The organism is Actinoallomurus soli (assembly GCF_024055715.1).
Taxonomy (GTDB): domain Bacteria; phylum Actinomycetota; class Actinomycetes; order Streptosporangiales; family Streptosporangiaceae; genus Actinoallomurus; species Actinoallomurus soli.
The window spans coordinates 862,087-879,488 of the sequence record NZ_JAMXMV010000001.1; the positions used below are offsets into that span (position 1 = coordinate 862,087).

A 17,402-nucleotide genomic window follows, 5' to 3' on the forward strand; every position below is an offset into this window, starting at 1 on the left:
CACGTGCAACCGGAAAAATACCGGCATGACGCGGCGTCAGGGCCAGCGCGACCGGCCGGCCGGCGCCCGGCGTTCCCCTCACCGCTCCGCCGTGGGCGGGGAATGTCTCCCGCCCACGGCGGAGGACTACGGGCGAGCTCCGTGCAATGTCACCAGGCGAACGCCTCCGGGGACGGGCCGGGCCCCGGGAAGATCTCGTCGAGCGCCTTCAGGAACTCCTCCGACAGCTCCAGGGTGAGCGCCCGCAGCGCCGAGTCGAGCTGCTCCCGCGTGCGCGGTCCCACGATCGGCCCGGTCACACCCGGACGGGTCAGCAGCCAGGCCAGGCCCACGTCGCCGGGTGCGAAACCGTGCTGCTCGCACAGGTCCTCGTACGCCTGGATCCGCTCGCGCTGGGCCGGGTCGGCCAGTGCCTCCGCGGACCGCCCGGACGTCGAGCGCGCGGAGCCGCCCTCGCGCTCCTTGCGGATCGCCCCGCCGAGCAGCCCGCCGTGCAGCGGCGACCAGGGGATCACGCCGAGCCCGTACGCCTCGGCGGCCGGGATGACCTCCATCTCGGCCCGGCGCTCCATCAGGTTGTACAGGCACTGCTCGCTGACGAGGCCGAGGGAGCCGCGCCGGGCCGCCTGCTCGTTCGCGCGGGCGATGCCCCAGCCCGGGAAGTTGGACGACCCGACGTACAGGATCTTGCCCTGCTGGACCAGGACGTCCATCGCCTGCCAGATCTCCTCCCACGGCGTCGCGCGGTCGATGTGGTGGAACTGGTAGACGTCGATGTGGTCCGTGCCGAGCCGGCGCAGGGAGGCGTCGACGGCGCGGCGGATGTTGACCGCGGAGAGCTTGTCGTAGTTCGGCCAGGGGTCGCCTTCCGCGCCCATGTTCCCGTACACCTTGGTCGCCAGGACCGTCTTGTCCCGGCGGCCGCCGCCCTTGGCGAACCAGGTGCCGATGATCTCCTCGGTACGGCCCTTGTTCTCGCCCCAGCCGTAGACGTTGGCCGTGTCGAAGAAGTTGATGCCCGCGTCGAGCGCGGCGTCCATGATCGCGTGGCTGTCGGGTTCGTCGGTCTGCGGGCCGAAGTTCATGGTGCCGAGCACCAGCCGGCTGACCTTGAGGCCGGTCCGCCCAAGCTGTACGTAGTCCATGACAGCACCCAAACACCTGGAGCGCACTCCAACGCAAGTGCGCTTGTGCACTCACCCGCTGTTTTCAAGTCGACGACAAGGAGACCACAGCGGCGCCGACGCGACACGGGCATCGCGGTGTGCCAGGCCCGAGGAACCGGCCCGCGTGTCACGTACGAGGCCGGAGGCCGTCGAGGGAGCACGTGGGGAGGGCGATCCAGCCTTCGGAACTCGCCGTCTCGATCTCGTCCGGTCCTGCGGATGTGGCCAGGCCGAGGGCCGCGGCGCGGGCGGTGAGGGCCGCGATGACCGCGTCGGTGGCGTCATGCGAGCGGCGGCAGAGCGTCTCATGCGCGCCGAGGTCGAGCCAGGGCGCGGCGGCCAGCAGGGCGTCGACCAGACGCCCGAGCGCCGCGAGGTCGTGCGCGCGCTTGTAACCGCGGTACGGCAGGTCCCACAGTCTGAGGGACGCGGCCGGGTAGACCTCGACCACCACGCCCGTGCCGCACCGGTCCACCGGACGGCCCTCCCGGGCGAGGCGGGACAGGAGGGCGGCGCAGCGCATCGCCGCGTGGCCGATCCGATCGGCGGAGACGCTCAGCGGGGTCAGCCCGGTCCGCTCGCGGACCACCCGGTCGGTCAGCCGGAGCGCGAGGTTCCGGCGCCAGTCCCGGCCGCGCGTCCCGACCGGCACGTCAACGTGCCCGTACCGGTGCGCGGTGACGAACTCGACGAACGGGACCGGCCAGCCGAGCGGGCAGTCGACCCCGGCCTTGTCCGCCGTCAGCAGCGCGTCGACGATCGTCTCGTCCTCGCACGCGAGCTGGATCCCGCGGACCGAGCAGGCGCCGCCCGCCCACTCCAGCCGGGCGAGCGCGGTGTTCCCGGCCTCCGCCGCCAGGTCCAGTCCGACCGTCAGCACGACCCAACGATAGGAGGGACGGGTCAGCGGCGGGTGATGACGCGGGCGACGCCGGCGGCGATGGTGGTGGCGAGGACCCAGCCCGCGGCGACCAGGACGTACGAGAACCACTGCTCCGCGCCCGCCGGGTTGAAGGCGTTCTGCTGGCCCAGATCGACGATGGGGAGCAGCAGGTCGAGCGTGTAGACGACGGGGTTGAAGTGCGGGGCCTCGCCGGCCTTGAGCGGCGGGGGATGGGCGGTCCCGTAGACGACGCTCCCCACGACGAGCAGCAGCGCCAGCCAGGCCACGGCCCGCCAGGATCGGTAGCCGTAGCCGACCGTCGCGTCCTGGAGGAAGCTCCACACCCGGCCGACCCGCGACAGCGTGCGGCGCTGGTGCAGCTCGCGGGCGTACAGCACCCGGCGCGCCTGGCCCGGCTGGCCGATCCGGGTGTAGAAGGCGGCCAGCTGCTCGTACGGCTGCGGCGGGCAGCCGCCGGGGTCGCGGGACAGCCACGTCAGCCGTTCCGCGGCGGACAGGCGCGGCTCCAGCGCGTCGTACGTGAATCCGTCCAGCTGCAGGGCGGACGGCCAGTGGTCCGGATCGTCCCGCAGCACTCCCACGCGGGCGTGGTCGAGCTGGACGGCGCCCTCGACCGGACCGGTCAGCGTCAGCTCGCCGACGGTGATCGTGCGGGCGTCGAGGGCGACGTCGCCGGGAGGAGTGAACCGCACCCGGTCCAGGATCAGCTCCCGGCCGATCCGGGCGCCCGTCAGCTTCACCCGGCCCTCGATCGTCATGCGGTGGCAGAACAGGTCCGCGCCGATCTCGGTACGGGACAGCCGCAGGGCGATGTCCGGCGCGCTCAGCCGGGCGTCGGCCAGCGTCATCCGGCCGCTGATCCGCGCGGTGCGGATCACCACCGCGCCCCGGGCCCGCACCCCGAGCATCACGAGCGTCCCCGTGGTGAGCCCGTCGGCGTTCAGGGCGGTGTCGTCCGGGCCGTCGTCGAGCCGGGCGTCCTTGAGGGTGACCCGGCGGGCGATCTCCGCCCCGGCCATGATGACCACGCCGCGTGCCGTGAGTTCGTCGGCGTCCAGGTCGGCCATCGAGGCCCGTGCGACGTTCAGGGCGGTGCCGCCCGGATTGTCCAGGTGCGCGCCGGTGAGCGTGAGGTTGCCGCCGAGGCGGGCGCCGACGAGCCGTACCGCGCCCTCGGCCGCGAAGCCGCGATGGGCCCACACGCCGCCGTCGACGGCCAGGCCGCCCGCGGTGAAGGCATCCCCGCCGGGATTGCTCAGCCGGGCGGCCGCCAGATCGATCCAGCCGGCGATCCGCGCGTTCTGCAGCCCGAACCGCCCGGTCACCGTCGCCGCCCGTACGGCGAGCCAGCCGTCCACGGTCAGGTTGCTCCCGTCGAGGGCCCGGCCGCCGGGACAGCTCAGCCGGGCGCGGATCAGGGACATCGAGCCGGTGAGCCGGGCGCCGCGCAGCCGTACGGCGCCGTCGGTGGTGAAGCCCTCGTCGCACTCGACGTTGCCGTCGACGGCCATCCCGTCGGCCGCGAGCGCCACCCCGGCGCTGTCCGGGCCCAGAGTCGCGCCGCGGAGGGTGACCTCACCGGTGATCTTCGCCCGGTCGAGCCGCACGCCGTGTTCGACCCGGCTCAGGTGGAGGTTGAGGATGCCGTCGAGACGCAGCCGGGCGCCGTTGAGGGCCGGGAGCCTGCTGCCGGTGATCCGCACCGTCTTCGTGCTCGCCTCGACGAACCGCAGCGGCTCCTCGAAGTGGCAGCCCTCGCACACGAGCGCGTACTCCACCGACGCGCCCATCAGGTCCAGCCGCCCGGTCACCCGCGCGCCGCGCAGCCGCAGCGCCGGATGGCGCCCCGGTTCCGCGCCGGCGGCGCCGAGCAGTAGTGCCCGGATCACCTCCGCGTCGACCGTGCGCTCCGGCCCCCACGACGCGCCGCCGGTCACGTCGTCCAGGGCGGGGTCGCCGGTACGCAGGTCCGCCCAGTCCCCGGTGCGGAACCTCCGCCAGACGAGCTTCTCGGCCTCGGTCAGATGATCAAGGGGCACGGCGCCCATCCTCGGGGAGGAAGGGCGGAGAAGCCACCCCTTTCAGTTACGGACGGGACGAACGTCCTCGCTCCGGGCCTCGTCGACCTGTCGGTCTACCCGGTGCGCTCGTAGGAGCCGGAAGAACTTGAGATTCTGAATTCGGACAACCGTATTACGATCATGTGCTTTCCGGTCGTGTCCGTGACTCCTTCGTAGCTCTTGCAGGTCGCGTGCTATGTCGAGCGCCGTTCGTATCACCTGCAGAATCACGACGCTATCCGCGGCGTAACGCGAAAGCGTTTCGATGATCGTGATCATGGCGGCCTCCTCCTGTGTCTGCCTCGTGGACAGCTCCAGTCGTAAGCCGGCTCCTTGTTGTACTGAACTGGTCACGGACAATCCGCGGACAACGGTTCCGTGACGAGGGGCGTCCATAGGACAATTCCGATGTCCGGAGGACATGGCCCGGACCGGGCCATCGTGCGGACGGCGGCGAGGGGGAGTCGGGTGGGACGCTTGCAGGGGCCGGTCGATCAAGAGGCTCCGGAGCCGATGCGTGACCTGGCGGAGCGACTGCGCCGTGTGACGGACGCGGCGGACTTCGCGGGGGTCCGGGAGTTGGCGAAGACCGCTGACCTCGGACACACCACGGTTTCGGACGCGCTGAGCGGTGGCCGGGCGCCGAGTTGGCAAACGGTACGCGCAATCTTGAAAGCGTGCGGCGTTCAGGCGAATAACCAGTGGCTCGGTGCGCAAGAACGCGCGAAGGCCGCCGAGCGAGAATGGCGACAGGCCGCGCGGGTGACCGGCGGGACTCCGGCGACGGCGTCGGCGCAGCCGGAGACTACTGCACCGGCACCCGGGATGTTCTCCATCAGGCCGCCTTTCGGGGAACTCCCGACTCGAGTGCGTGGGCGGGATGCCCTGTTGGAGGACCTGCGAGCCTGCTTGGTCGCTCCGCCCGGCCGTATCCAGGTTCTGCACGGGCTCGGCGGGTGCGGCAAGACGACGGTTGCACTGCGACTCGCACATGATGCGCGGGAGCAGGGCTTCCGGGTGTTCTGGGTGTCGGCTGAAGACAAGGACAGGCTGATAACGGGGATGCGGGAGGTGACACGCGAACTGGGCGCTACTGAGAAGGAGATCTCCGACGGCTGGACGGGGAGAACCAGCGCGATGGACCTCGTGTGGCGATACCTGGATTCCGCTGCTCAGCCTTGGCTACTGGTGATCGACACCGCGGACGAGCCGATTCGGCTCGCAGCCGAGAACGGATCCCCTGGCGATGGCACGGGGTGGGCGCGGCCGAGTGAGCGAGGGCTGACCCTCGTCACGAGTCGTGTGGGAACGGCCGAGACGTGGGGAGGTGAGGCTGATTGCCACCACGTCGGCGTGCTGACACCCGAGGACGGCGCCGAAGTGCTGATCGACCTCGCGGGACATGCGGGCACCGGAAGCGAGGCCCGCCTGCTGGCCGAGCGGCTGGGGGGATTGCCGCTCGCGCTTCGTCTGGCCGGGTCCTACCTTGCCCGGACCGCACGAGGGGCGGGTCTCCTCCGTCATCGGGGCGGCAACCCGTCTCACGTACGCACATTCGCCGCGTACCAGGAGGCGCTCGGTGACGTGGGCACAGCCCTTCTGGATCGCGGCGCTCGCGGCGGATTCGCTGATGACGGGCAGGCGGAGCGGTTGCACCGGCGGCTCATCGGTCGTACGTGGGAACTGACGCTGGGTCTGCTCGACACTCAGGGCCTTCCGGAGGCGCGAAGCCTCATGAGGCTGCTGTCCTGTTTCGCCGCGACTCCCTTCCCGGTAGATCTGATCGACATAGACATCGCGATCAAGCATGGACTCGTCCCTGCGACCACTCTCATCGAACGCATCGATCAGGCACTCGAGGCATTGGTCGACATCAGCCTCCTGGAGGTGACCGACGCTGGTGCGTCGGCGGAGGCACAAGAAGAGGCCTTCACCTGTGTCAAGGCGCACCGGCTCGTTCTGGAGTCGAATGCCGAGTGGCTACGCGCGTCCCCCTCCAAGCACCGCACCGCGATCTGGCGGGCGGCCGCGGAGATGTTGGAACTCGGCACCCGGATCGCCCCGGAGGCCCCGCAGAACTGGGTGTGGTGGCGCCTGCTGTCGTCGCATATATTCGCGGCCGTGGAAACCGTGCAGAATGGAGATCAGCATGTGCTCTCGCGGCTGTTGAAGGCGGGCTTGAACGCTTTCTCTTACCTTTGGTTCTCGGGCAACTTCGAGGACGGGAAGTTGCTGGCCTCCCTGCTGAGGAGGCGAAGCGAAGAGCTCGACTCAACGGATCCCATCGGCCTGTCCATCCGGCATCGGTACGCGCTGGCGCATATGCAGGGCGAGGAAGAGCACGCCGAATATGGCGAAATCCTCGCCGCGCAGCGGAAGGCTCTCGGCGCCGATCACCCGGAAACGCTGATCACTCACCATCAATTCGCCGCCAGCCTCTTCGGCTCGGGAGATCTGGCAGAGGCGGAAGCGGGGTTGCGGGCTGTTCTCGAGGCTCGGCGGCGTGTCCTCGGTCCGTCGAACCCTTATACGCTCATCACGCGTGGTGAGCTGGCGCGGATCATGAACAAACGCGGACATTCGGAAGAAGCTGTTGCGGAATACAAGAAAATAATCGAGCATTCCGACGGAGACCATCGCTTCCTTTCGCTGGACTATCGGCACCAGCTGGCGCATGTTCTGGATTCCGAAGGCAGATACGCGGAAGCAGAGAAAGATTACCGCTCCATCATCCGTGAGCTCGAGAGAGCTGATGCTCGTGATAGCAACCTCTATCGGGATATGAAGCGGTGTCTGGCCTGGAATCTCCGGAGTCAGAAGCGGAACGTCGACGCCTGTGTCGAGTTTCAGGACTTCTTGTCGCTCTTCGGCCGAGATCATTCGGAGGACAGCGCGGCCATGCTGGCATCCCGGCACGAACTCGGTGATCTATTGCGGAGCGCGGACCGGCCCGCGCACGCCGAAGCCGAGATCCGGGCGGTACTCGACCTGCGGCGACGTGCGGGTGGGGAAGAGGACTCGGTCGTGCTGCGGGAGCGTCACTGCCTGGCCCATGCCATAGGCGACCAGGGTCGTTACGACGAAGCCGTGCAGGAAATGCGGACGGTGGTGACGGCGTACGAAGATGTGCTGGAGGACGACGACGAGACCATGCGAACGACCCGTTACTGCTTGGGATGGTTGCTGCGAAAGGCCGGACGACTGGTTGAAGCGCGGGACGCCTACGAGGCAGTGCTCGAAGCGGAGATGCGGACGCTCGGTTCCGATCACCACGAAACGCTGATGACGAGATTCCAATTGATCCAGGTCCGACACGCCCTTCAACTGATCGACGACGAGGCCGCACTAACGGACCTCGAGGCCGTCGAAGTCGCGATGGCCGCCGCAGTAGGAGAGGACGATCGAAGGGTCAGCGGTATACGGTCAGAGAGGGACGTGGTCCGACAAAGGCTCGGACGCTCCGAAGGGAATGCGCCGGGGAGTTCATGACGGGCAGGTGAGGAGCGCTGGGCCGGTCTCCTCCTGCAACCGTCGCCCGCAGTGGCATGACGTGCTCCCCGTCCCCGGCGGCCCGCACGCCGGAATCGCCGCCGACGGCGGTATCAATCGGGCACGCGGTTCGTGTGAGCCTCTGTGCCTCGCCGGAGAAGTCACCCGTTTCCGGACGAGTGATCGTCGGCGAGACGGGGATCCTCCCGGCGAGAAGGACGGACCGAGGAGGCGCCGTGAAGTTCGTGATGCGCGAGCGGATGTTCAGCATCGGCGACGATTTCTGGATCGAGGACGAGGCGGGTGAGCGCGCCTTCCTCGTCGACGGCAAGGCGCTGCGGCTGCGCCAGACGTTCGAGCTGAAGGGGCCGGGCGGGGAGGTCCTCGCCGTCATCCGGAAGAAGATGGTCAGCATCCGCGACACCATGCTTGTCGAACGCGACGGCGAGACCGTCGCGAAGGTGCACAAGAAGCTGTTCAGCCCGCTCCGCCACAAGATGGTGGTCGAGCTCGCCGACGGGCAGGAGTGGACCGCGACCGGCGACCTCATCGAGAAGAACTACCGGATCGAGGCCGACGAGGGCGTCGTCGCGCAGACCTCCCGCAAGTGGTTCCGGATCCGCGACACGTACGGGATCGAGGTCGGTCACCCCGACGTCCCGCTCGTCCTCGCCGTCGCCGTCGCCGTCGACGAGCTCGCCGAGGACGACCGGCACCGGGACGAGGGCGACTGAACGGGCGCGACGCCGGGGCGGCCCTTGAAGTTAGTGCCGGTCAGAGCGGCGGAGCACCTGACGCCGCTCGAAGGACCCGTTGCGGGCGGCCTTGGCCGCGCGGAGCCGCTCCAGTTCGCCGGCCGTGACGCCGCGCGCGGCGGCGAGGGCGTAGACCACCTCCAGCACGTCGGCGAGTTCCTCGACGTCACCGGACGCCGCGAACTCCCCGGCCTCCTCGTACAGCTTCGCCCGCAGCAGCATGAGGTACTCCCCGTCCCCGGCGGCCCGTACGTCGGGGTCCCCGCCGTCGGCGCGGATGAGGTCCGGCACCCGATCGCGTACGAGCTTCTCCATCCGCCCGGGGCCGGCCGGGGCCCGGTGGGTGAGCTCTCCGTCGCGGCGGTCGATCGCCTGCACCCACTTCACCGCGACGGCGGCGGTCTGGATCAGCTCCGTGCGCAGGGCACGCGGGTCGGTCTCGGCCAGCGCCTCGCAGAACTCCTCGGCGAGGATGTGCCGCCAGGTCAGCCGGGCGTCGGCCCAGGCCTCCCGGCAGTCGCGCTTGGCGGAGTCCGCCGCCGCCGTGTGCTCGCTCCCGGTGCCGTCCGGGAGGTCCTGCACGCCCCACATCACGTCCTGCGCCGCGCGCTCGGCGGCGACGTCCGCGAGGACACGGTCGAGGGAACGGGGAACGCCGGAGTCCCCGGGGGACGGGTCACCGTACGGCTCGTCGGCATCGCTCATGGGCCCAGTCTGACCCGGCGCCCCTTCGTCACGCACCCGAACGCCGGGCCCGGGGCACGGCGCTTCTGACCCGGCAACCCGCCCTCAGGCACCCGAACGCCGGGCCCGGGGCACGGCGCTTCTGACCCGGCAACCCGCCCTCAGGCACCCGAACGCCGGGCCCGGGGCACGGCGCTTCTGACCCGGCAACCCGCCCTCAGGCGCCGGAACGCCGGGCGCGGGCCCGGCGCTTCCCCTCGTGCATCGCCTGCACACGGGCCACCGGGATCGTACGGCCCTCGGCGACCAGGTCCGGATCCAGCGGCTGCGGACCGGGCATCCGCGTGGCCCACGGGTCGCTCTCGGCGAGCAGGCTGCGCGCGGTCCGCATCGTGAAGTCCGCCGGCGTGACCTCGTCCAGGTCCTCCCAGGCGACGGGGAACGAGACGGGCACCCCCGGTCGTACGCGCGGGCTGTAGACGGCCACCACGGTCGCGCCGCCCGCGCGGGTCGAGTCGATGAACACCTTGCCGCCGCGGTCCTCCCGGATGAACGCCGTGGTGGCGAGCGCCGGATCCAGGCGTTCGGCGCGGGCTCCGATCGCCCGGGTGGCCGCGGCGGCCTCCTCCGCGGTCACCCGCCCGTCGACCGGGACGAACACGTGGACGCCCTTGGCGCCGCTGGTCTTGACCACGCCGGTGAGGCCGGCGTCCGTGAGGACCTCGCGAACGAGGCGGGCCGCACGCACGGCGAGACCGAACGCCCCGTCGTCCGGCGGGTCGAGGTCGAGCACGAGGTGGGTGACCCGGTCGCCGCGCAGGAGTGCGGGGTGGTACTCGACGGCGCGCTGGTTGGCGAACCACAGCAGCGTCCGGCGGTCGTCGCAGACCGCGTACGTCACCTCCCGGTGGGACGCCTCCGCCCACGTCCGCACGGCCGGGATCCACGACGGGGCGTACTTCGGGAGGTTTTTTTGCATGAAGGGACGCTGCCCGCGCAGGGCCCGGATCACCGACAGCGGGCGTTCCCGCAGGTTCGGGATGATCCGGTCGGCGACCGCGTCGAGGTAGTCCACCAGCTCCCGCTTGGTCGCGTCGGCCCCCTCGAACAGGGGCTGGTCCAGGTTGGTCAGGGCCACCCCGTCGCGCTGCTCGCCGTCCCCGCTCATCGCCCCATCCTCCGCCGTACCGGACGGAGTCGTCCATGCCCGCGCCGGGCGCCGGCATGCCGGTGTCAGGCGGCCGACTGCGGAGAAGCCTCCGGTACGGGTGCGGGCTCGCCGCGCAGCCCGGGGGCGAGGAGGACGGTCACCGTCACCGAGGCCGCCGCCATCACGGCCATCGCCGTCGCGGGGGAGACGTGCTGGGCGACCGCCCCGGCGAGGGCCGCGCCGACGCCCTGCATGGTGAGCATGCCGGCGGAGTGCAGGCCCAGCGCCTGCCCGTGCACGTCCTTCGGCGTGAGGGCCATCAGACGGTCCTGCAGCAGCAGGGTGGCCGAGTACCCGATCGAGGCGAGCGTGATCGCGGCCACGGCGATGGTGAGGCCCGGGTGCGCGGCGAAGACGAGGTATGGCGCGGCGAGCAGCAGGCGCAGCGGCGCGTCGAGCGACCGCCGCAGGCCCGGCGGGACGAACCGGCCGGTCAGCGTGTCGCCGAGCAGCATCCCCCCGGCCGCGAAGGCGAACAGCAGTCCCGCGTGCCGTGGCGCGTACGGGATGAAGAGCGACTCACAGCCGACGATCAGGCCGTTCGGCACCCACAGGGCGAGGTAGACGTACCGGCGGGGCCGCGAGGACAACAGGCGCGCGTTCGTCCGCCACGTCGCGGCGATCGACGGCCGTCCCGAGGCCCGCGGTGGGCGGCCGCTGAGACCGAACCGGGCCACGGCCGCCGTGACGAGGTAAAGGGCCGCACCGGTCAGCAGCGTGCCGCGCGGGGACAGGACCGTCACCAGCCCGCCGCCCACGGCGAACCCGCAGATCTGCATGATGCCGACCGACATGTTCAGCACGGAACGGCCGAGCAGGTAGCCCTCGCCGGGAAGGATCTCGCTGAGCAGGCCGTATCGCACCCCGCCTCCCACCGCGCCCACGAGCCCCAGGAACATGATCACGGCGAAGACGGCCCACATCGGCAGGCCCGGGACGGCCAGCAGGGCGGTACCCGACCCGAAGGCGAGCGCCAGGCCCGCCGTCGCGGCGCGGGGCGGCAGCCGGTCGGCCGCCGACAGCAGCGCCGTCGCCCCGATCACCTGCGCCAGCGACGGGCCGAACATGCTCAGCGCGGACAACAGCGGTGAGCCCGTCGCCGTGTAGACGAGCGTGCCCAGGGCCAGGCCGCTCACCGTCGTCGCGGCGATCTGGACCGACGCGGTCGCGAAGAGCGGGGCGAACTCGGGCGTGCGGAAGAGCCCTCGGTAGGTGGTCGGCATGATCGGGAGTGTCACGCCCGGCGGGACGGGGCCGTTAACGTTTCGCGGGGAGGCGAAACGTGGGCTGGTGGCGACTCAGCACGGACACACTGGCGGAGAGCCGGTTCGTGGTCTCGCCGCTGGCCGAGACCACCGCGTGCCTCCTCGCGCTGCACAAGAACGCGGGCGCGCACCCCGGCGAGCGGGCGTGGCTCGACGCCCACCTGGCCGCCTACCGGGCACGCCTGGCCGGCGATCCGGTCACCGCGCTCCTCGTACGTTCCGCGCTGCGTCCGGGCTGGATCGCGGACTTCGTGGTCCCTCCGTCCTCCGGTGCGGCGGATCCGGCCTTCCACGACGAACTGACGGCGATCCGCGAGGTGCCCGCCGACCAGGTCCATCGGCATCTCGAGGTCGCGTTGCGGGGCCCCGTCCCGGCGGGACTCCGCCGAACGGACCTGGCCGAACGCCTCGCCGGCCTGCTGGAGTGGATCTGGACGGAGATGGTCCAGCCGGATTGGGCGCGGCGCCGGCGCGTCATCGAGGCCGACATCGTCGCGCGGACCGCGCAACTCGGCCAGGCCGGATGGGCCGCCGCGTTCGACGCGATGCGTCCGGGAATGCGCTGGCTGGGAGAGGGCCGTCTCCAGATCAACCGGTACGACTCCCCGCCCCGGGACCTGTCCGGAACGCGGCTGCTGTTCGTCCCGGTCACGCCGGGCGTCGGCTGGGTCTCCTGGAACGACTCCGACCGGCACGCCGTGATCTATCCCTGCTCCGGTGTGCTCGCCGGCCCCGAGCCGGCTCCGGTCTCCGACGCCCTGGGGGCGCTGCTCGGGCCCGCGCGGGCGCGGGTGCTCGTCCTCCTGGACACGCCCAAGACCACGACGCAGCTGGTCGCCCTGACCGGCCAGGGACTGGGTTCGGTGGGCCGCCACCTGAGGGTCCTGCTCGATGCCCGGCTCGTCCGGCGCCGGCGCGCCGGACGAGCCGTCCTCTACGACCGCACCGCCGCCGGCGAGGTCCTCATCCGCGCCCAGGCCCCCGATGACGGCGGCCCTTCGAATTCGAAGCAGTAGACTCCTCTCATGCCTGACTCACCGCCGTCGCTCGACCCCGTGCAGCTCGGCGCCTACTTCGCCCTCATCGAGGTGACCAGCCTGCTGCGGCACGCGGTCGAGCAGCAGCTGCGCGAGGCCGGCGATCTCAGCTACGTGCAGTTCCAGCTGCTGGCCCGTCTCGGGGACTCACCGACGGGCAGTCACCGCATGACCGACCTGGCCGACGGCGTCGTCTACAGCCGCAGCGGTCTGACCTACCAGGCGGGTCTGCTCGAGAAGGCGGGCCTGGTCGTGCGCGCCCCCTCTCCGGATGACGAGCGGAGCATCACGGTCACCATCACCGAGGCCGGCCGCGCGCTGCTCGCGGAGGTGCTGCCCGGTCACATCGAGGTCGTCAGCGGCCTGCTCTTCGAGCCGCTCTCACGCGACGACGTCAAATCCCTCGCCGGCCTGCTGGGGCCGGTACGAGACCACATGCGCTCGACGCCGCCCCGCTCGGCAGCGCCGCGCCGCCGCAAGAGCGGAGCGTGACGCGCCAGGCAGGGCGGCGTCCCCGCCGACCGTGCCAGGCGGGACGGCGTCCCCGCCCGGCATCGACCGGGAGTACCCCCGTCAGCCGGTCCGCAGCGGCCGGAAGAAGGCGCGCAGGTCGGTGACCACCTGCTCGGGCTCCTCATGCGCCATGAAGTGCCCACCCCGCTCGGGCCGGTGCCAGTGGCGCAGGTCCGCGTACACCCGCTCCGCGAGGCTCCGGGGCAGGGCCCGCAGCGCAGGTTCGTTGCTCAGCGTCACCGCTGCCGGGACGGTGATCCGCGGGATCGGCGCGTTGAGCGGATAGTCGTAGTACTGCCGGAAGGACGACCCGATCGTGCCGGTCGCCCAGTACAGGGTCGCGATCGTGCACAGGGTGTCCATGTCCCAGCGGGCCTCCAGGTCACCGCCGCAGTCGCTCCAGTCGCGGTACTTGTCGATGATCCAGGCGGCGAGCCCTGCGGGGGAGTCCATGAGGGCCGCGGCGATCGTGTCCGGCCGGGTCCACATGATCTCGCTGTACCCGCCGTCCTTCTCGTCGTAGGCGCGCAGGTCGTCGAGGAACGCCTGCTCTTCGGCGGTCGGCGGCCGGTCACCGAAGTCCTCGGTGATCACCGCGGACGTCACGTGGACGCCGGCCAGGCTCTCGGGGAAGAGTGCGCCGAGCCACTGGGTGACGCCGCCCCCGATGTCCCCGCCGAACGCCCCGAACCGCCGGTAGCCGAGGGTCTCGGTCATCAGCGCGTGCCAGGTCTCGGCGACGCCGCGGCGGGTGAAGGGGCCGTCCGGAAGTTCGGAGAACAGGAATCCGGGCAGCGAGGGGATCACGACGTCGAAGGCGTCGGCGGGATCGCCGCCGTACGCGGCCGGGTCGGCGAGGCGCCGGGCGACGGGCAGCATCTCGAGGAAGCTGCTCGGCCAGCCGTGCGTCAGGACGAGTGGAAGCGGCTCGGGTCCGCCTTCGGGACGCACGCCGCGTACGTGCACGAAGTGGACCCGCCGGCCGGCGATCTCGGCGCGGTGGTGCGGGTAGGCGTTCAGCGCTCGTTCGGCCGCGCGCCAGTCGAACGCGTCCGCCCAGTACGCGACGAACTCGCGTAGGTAGCGGGGATCGGCCCCGGCCGCCCACGGGGTGGTGTCGGACGCCGTCGTGAAGCGCGTACGGGTGAGGCGTGCGCGCAGGTCGTCGAGGACGTCGTCGGATACGGAGATCTGAAAAGGCGTGACTGTCATGCTTCCTTCGCTGAGGAGTGTGTACGGACGGACACTCCCCGGTGCGGGTCAGAAAGCCGCGTCGGCGAGGAGCGCCCGGAAAGGACCGGTCGTCGTCATCGGGCTCACCTCCTCGCGTCGTTCCGCTGCCCAGGACCCTACAGCGCCGCGGCGTGCTCCGGAAGCCGGCAACGTCGCCGGAGCGGGGTCACGGGTCGGTGCGGTGGGCGGTGTGGGAGGCGGCCTCGGCGGTGGCCGTGTCGGCGTCACGGGCGCGGATGGCGTCGAGCAGCCGGGAGTGGTCCATGTATCCCTCGGGCGAGAGCTCGGCGCCGAAGTGCTCGCGCAGCGAGTCCCGGATCACCTGACCGAGGTCCGCGTACAGCTCGGCCATCACCTCGTTGTGGGACGCGGCGACGACCGCCAGGTGGAAGGCGGCGTCCGCGTCGACGAAGGCGTCCCGATCGCCGGAGGCCCAGGCCTTCTCCCGCCCGGCCAGGAGGGCGTCGAGCCGGCGCAGGTCCTCATCCGTACGCCGCGCGGCGGCCAGTCCCGCCGCCGCGGCCTCCAGGGCGCCCCGTACCTCGATGACGTCGAGCCGGCCGACCTCGGCGAAGCGGCGCCGCATGACGCCGGACAGCTCGCTGGTCGCCACGACGTAGGTGCCGGAGCCCTGGCGGATGTCCAGCATCCCGTTGTGGGCCAGCGCCCGTACGGCCTCCCGCACGGTGTTGCGGGCGACGCCCAGCTGCTCGACCAGCTCCGGCTCGGTGGGGATGCGCGAACCGACCGGCCAGGCGCCGGAGGTGATCTGCTGCCGCAGCCGGGCGATCACCTCGTCCGACAGCGCGCCCCGGCGCGGGACTGGTGCGAGATTCATCCCATGATTCTACGATTGGCGCCATGTCGAAAAATGAGGCGGTTCGTCCGCATTACGCCGAACCGTCGCAGGACCTCACCGCGTCGCCGCTCCCGAGCCGCAGGCTGGCGGTCGTGGCGCTGGTCCTCGCCGCGCTGAACCTGCGCCCCGCCGTCACGAGCCTGGGCCCGGTGCTCGAAGAGGTGCGCTCCGCGCTGGGGATGAGCGGCACCGTCGCCGGGCTGCTCACCTCGCTGCCGGAGGTGTGCTTCGCGCTCGTCGGCTTCGCCGCGCCGCGGCTGGCCCGGCGGTACGGGGCGGACGGGGTGATCGCGCTCGGGGCCGTGGCGCTCACGCTCGGCCTGGTCGCGCGCCCCTTCTCATCGGGCACGCTCGTCTTCATCGTGCTCAGCGCCGTCGCGCTGGCCGGCATCGCGGTGACGAACGTGCTGCTGCCGGTGGTGGTCAAGCAGCGCTTCCCGGACCGGGTCGGCGCGATGACCGGCGTGTACTCCATGGCGCTCAACGTCGGCGCCTGCGCGGCCGCCGCGGGCACCGTTCCGCTGGCCCGGGCGTTCGGCGGGCGGTGGGAGGCCGGTCTGGGCTCCTGGACGGTCCTCGCCGCCGTCGCCGTTCCGGCCTGGCTCGTCCTCGGCCGCCGGCGCGGCGCACCGCTCGCCGCCGCGCCGGGCGGGGCGGCGGGCGCACCGGGTGACGTGCCCGACGTGCGCATCACCCGGAGCCCCACGGCCTGGGCGCTGGCGGTCTTCTTCGGCCTGCAGGCCGGCGGCGCGTACGTCATCATCGGCTGGCTGCCGCAGATGTTCCGTGACGCCGGGCTGTCGGCGGAGGCCGCGGGCCTGCTCTTCGCGGTGACCTCCCTGCTCAGCGTGCCCCTGTCCTACCCGCTGTCCGCCCTCGCGGGCCGCCTGCGGAGTCAGAGCGGCCTGGCGGCGGGCCTCGCCCTGTGCGGCCTGGCCGGGTTCGCCGGGCTCTGGGCCGCGCCGGCCGGCGCGGCCTGGCTGTGGGCGGTGCTGCTCGGCCTGTCCAACACCGCCTTCCCGCTGGCCCTGGCCATGATCGGAATGCGCGGTCGGGACGGCGCCACGGTGACCCGGCTGTCGGCCTTCGCGCAGAGCACCGGCTACCTCATCTCGATCCCCGTGCCCATCCTCGTCGGGGTGCTCTACCAGCACAGCGGCGGCTGGCGGACGCCACTGGTGCTCATGGCCGTCCTCATGGTGCTGCAGCTCACCGCCGGCCTCGTCGCGGGCCGCGATCGCCGGATCGCCTGACACCGATCGATAAGATCGCCGGATGCCGAGCGAGGAGACGACGATGGCCGACGGCGGCGGACCGCGGCTCACCGAGGTGGCGCCGGGCGTGCACGCCTGGCATCAGCCGGACGGGTCGTGGTGGATCAACAACGCCGGAGCCGTGCACGGGGCCGACGGCGTGATCCTCATCGACACGTGCGCGACGGCCGAGCGCACCCGGCGGTTCCTCGCGGCGGTCGACGCGGCGACCGGCGGGGCACCCGTACGGATGGCGGTGAACACGCACTTCCACGGGGACCACGCGTACGGCAACGCGCTCCTCCCCGCCTCCGCCGTGGTGGTCGGCCACCGAGCGACCCGCGAGGAGCTCCTGGCGGACTTCATCCTGCGGGCCACCCCGCCGATCTGGTCGCCGTCCCCCGACTGGGGCGTCTCGGACATCCGGCCACCGGCGGTCGTCCTCGACGACGAGCTGACCCTGTTCACGGGTGAGCGGCGGATCGAGCTCCGGCATCCCGGACACCGCGCCCACACGGCCGGGGACGTGGTCGCGTGGCTGCCGGAGGAGCAGGTGCTGTTCACCGGCGACCTGGTCTTCCACGGCGTGACGCCGCTCGTCCTGATGGGATCCGTCGAAGGGGCGCTGCGCTCGCTGGACTGGCTGGCCGGCTTCGGCGCCCGTACGGTCGTGCCCGGCCACGGAGCGATCATCACCGGCGAGTTCGCGCCCGTCCTCGCGGCGCACGAGGCGTACTACCGCCTCATCCTCGACATCGCGCGGCGCGGCCGGGAGGAGGGGCTGACCCCCCTGGAGGCCGCCCGGGCGTGCGACCTCGGGCCGTTCGCCGCGTGGCCGGACCGCGAGCGGATCGTCCTCAACCTGCACCGCGCGTACGCGGACGCCGAAGGCGCCGAACTCGACCTGATCGCCGCCTTCACCGACGCCATCGCCTACAACGGCGGCCCGCTCCGCTGCGCCGTCTGAACCACGC

Annotated in this window: 14 protein-coding genes; 6 read left to right on the forward strand and 8 right to left on the reverse strand. The window is 71.7% G+C overall.

All coding sequences use genetic code 11. The annotated features are described in order from the left end of the window. Nucleotides 1-149 precede the first annotated feature (149 nt). The 3 genes from NDW01_RS03910 to NDW01_RS03920 all read right to left on the reverse strand — a co-directional run bounded on the left by NDW01_RS03910 (nucleotide 150) and on the right by NDW01_RS03920 (nucleotide 4,109). The gene (locus NDW01_RS03910) at nucleotides 150-1,145 is read right to left on the reverse strand and encodes an aldo/keto reductase (protein ID WP_252816627.1); all 996 of its coding nucleotides are present in this window, start codon (nucleotides 1,143-1,145) and stop codon (nucleotides 150-152) included. A gap of 148 nt (nucleotides 1,146-1,293) precedes the next feature. Beyond that, entirely contained in the window at nucleotides 1,294-2,046 is a 753-nt protein-coding gene (locus NDW01_RS03915; RefSeq protein ID WP_252816629.1) for a DUF429 domain-containing protein, read from the reverse strand. A gap of 23 nt (nucleotides 2,047-2,069) precedes the next feature. Then, a complete protein-coding gene (locus NDW01_RS03920; protein ID WP_252816631.1) occupies nucleotides 2,070-4,109 on the reverse strand; it encodes a translocation/assembly module TamB domain-containing protein in 2,040 nt (679 codons plus the stop codon). 489 nt (nucleotides 4,110-4,598) lie between these two features. Between NDW01_RS03920 and NDW01_RS03925 the strand changes: the two genes are divergently transcribed. Together NDW01_RS03925 and NDW01_RS03930 are read left to right on the forward strand one after the other, a co-directional pair. Continuing rightward, the gene (locus NDW01_RS03925; RefSeq protein ID WP_252816633.1) at nucleotides 4,599-7,619 is read left to right on the forward strand and encodes a tetratricopeptide repeat protein; all 3,021 of its coding nucleotides are present in this window, start codon (nucleotides 4,599-4,601) and stop codon (nucleotides 7,617-7,619) included. Between the two features lie 236 nt (nucleotides 7,620-7,855). Next, nucleotides 7,856-8,353: an LURP-one-related/scramblase family protein gene (locus NDW01_RS03930; protein ID WP_252816635.1), complete on the forward strand. Its 498-nt coding sequence runs from the start codon at nucleotides 7,856-7,858 to the stop codon at nucleotides 8,351-8,353. Nucleotides 8,354-8,383: 30 nt separating this feature from the next. Here NDW01_RS03930 and NDW01_RS03935 read toward each other — a convergent pair whose 3' ends face one another. The 3 genes from NDW01_RS03935 to NDW01_RS03945 form a co-directional block, all read right to left on the reverse strand. Continuing rightward, complete coding sequence (locus NDW01_RS03935) at nucleotides 8,384-9,079, reverse strand: nucleoside triphosphate pyrophosphohydrolase (protein WP_252816637.1); 696 nt, start codon at nucleotides 9,077-9,079, stop codon at nucleotides 8,384-8,386. Between the two features lie 196 nt (nucleotides 9,080-9,275). Beyond that, entirely contained in the window at nucleotides 9,276-10,226 is a 951-nt protein-coding gene (locus NDW01_RS03940) for a DNA polymerase domain-containing protein (protein ID WP_252816638.1), read from the reverse strand. 65 nt (nucleotides 10,227-10,291) lie between these two features. Further along, the gene (locus NDW01_RS03945; RefSeq protein WP_252816640.1) at nucleotides 10,292-11,491 is read right to left on the reverse strand and encodes an MFS transporter; all 1,200 of its coding nucleotides are present in this window, start codon (nucleotides 11,489-11,491) and stop codon (nucleotides 10,292-10,294) included. Nucleotides 11,492-11,550: 59 nt separating this feature from the next. Between NDW01_RS03945 and NDW01_RS03950 the strand changes: the two genes are divergently transcribed. Next, on the forward strand, nucleotides 11,551-12,549 hold the full coding sequence (locus tag NDW01_RS03950; protein WP_252816642.1) for an ArsR family transcriptional regulator: 999 nt from the start codon (nucleotides 11,551-11,553) through the stop codon (nucleotides 12,547-12,549). A gap of 9 nt (nucleotides 12,550-12,558) precedes the next feature. Beyond that, nucleotides 12,559-13,062, forward strand: coding sequence for a MarR family winged helix-turn-helix transcriptional regulator (locus tag NDW01_RS03955; RefSeq protein WP_252816643.1), 504 nt, complete (start codon nucleotides 12,559-12,561; stop codon nucleotides 13,060-13,062). An 81-nt stretch (nucleotides 13,063-13,143) separates the two neighbouring features. Here the strand turns inward: NDW01_RS03955 and NDW01_RS03960 are convergent, their stop codons facing one another. Both NDW01_RS03960 and NDW01_RS03965 read right to left on the reverse strand, forming a co-directional pair. Further along, a complete protein-coding gene (locus tag NDW01_RS03960) occupies nucleotides 13,144-14,295 on the reverse strand; it encodes an epoxide hydrolase family protein (RefSeq protein WP_252816645.1) in 1,152 nt (383 codons plus the stop codon). A gap of 187 nt (nucleotides 14,296-14,482) precedes the next feature. Then, the gene (locus NDW01_RS03965) at nucleotides 14,483-15,154 is read right to left on the reverse strand and encodes a FadR/GntR family transcriptional regulator (protein ID WP_252816647.1); all 672 of its coding nucleotides are present in this window, start codon (nucleotides 15,152-15,154) and stop codon (nucleotides 14,483-14,485) included. 23 nt (nucleotides 15,155-15,177) lie between these two features. Here NDW01_RS03965 and NDW01_RS03970 point away from each other — a divergent pair, with 23 nt between their 5' ends. Then, on the forward strand, nucleotides 15,178-16,428 hold the full coding sequence (locus tag NDW01_RS03970) for a CynX/NimT family MFS transporter (RefSeq protein ID WP_252816649.1): 1,251 nt from the start codon (nucleotides 15,178-15,180) through the stop codon (nucleotides 16,426-16,428). A gap of 22 nt (nucleotides 16,429-16,450) precedes the next feature. Next, complete coding sequence (locus NDW01_RS03975) at nucleotides 16,451-17,395, forward strand: MBL fold metallo-hydrolase (protein ID WP_252816650.1); 945 nt, start codon at nucleotides 16,451-16,453, stop codon at nucleotides 17,393-17,395. Nucleotides 17,396-17,402: the final 7 nt, after the last annotated feature.

Coding starts and splice junctions, on each gene's coding strand:
- NDW01_RS03910 (WP_252816627.1), bottom strand. CDS start 1,145: ATGGACTACGTACAGCTTGGGCGGACCGGCCTCAAGGTCAGCCGGCTG.
- NDW01_RS03935 (WP_252816637.1), bottom strand. CDS start 9,079: ATGAGCGATGCCGACGAGCCGTACGGTGACCCGTCCCCCGGGGACTCC.
- NDW01_RS03940 (WP_252816638.1), bottom strand. CDS start 10,226: ATGAGCGGGGACGGCGAGCAGCGCGACGGGGTGGCCCTGACCAACCTG.
- NDW01_RS03945 (WP_252816640.1), bottom strand. CDS start 11,491: ATGCCGACCACCTACCGAGGGCTCTTCCGCACGCCCGAGTTCGCCCCG.
- NDW01_RS03955 (WP_252816643.1), top strand. CDS start 12,559: ATGCCTGACTCACCGCCGTCGCTCGACCCCGTGCAGCTCGGCGCCTAC.
- NDW01_RS03960 (WP_252816645.1), bottom strand. CDS start 14,295: ATGACAGTCACGCCTTTTCAGATCTCCGTATCCGACGACGTCCTCGAC.
- NDW01_RS03965 (WP_252816647.1), bottom strand. CDS start 15,154: ATGAATCTCGCACCAGTCCCGCGCCGGGGCGCGCTGTCGGACGAGGTG.
- NDW01_RS03970 (WP_252816649.1), top strand. CDS start 15,178: ATGTCGAAAAATGAGGCGGTTCGTCCGCATTACGCCGAACCGTCGCAG.
- NDW01_RS03975 (WP_252816650.1), top strand. CDS start 16,451: ATGCCGAGCGAGGAGACGACGATGGCCGACGGCGGCGGACCGCGGCTC.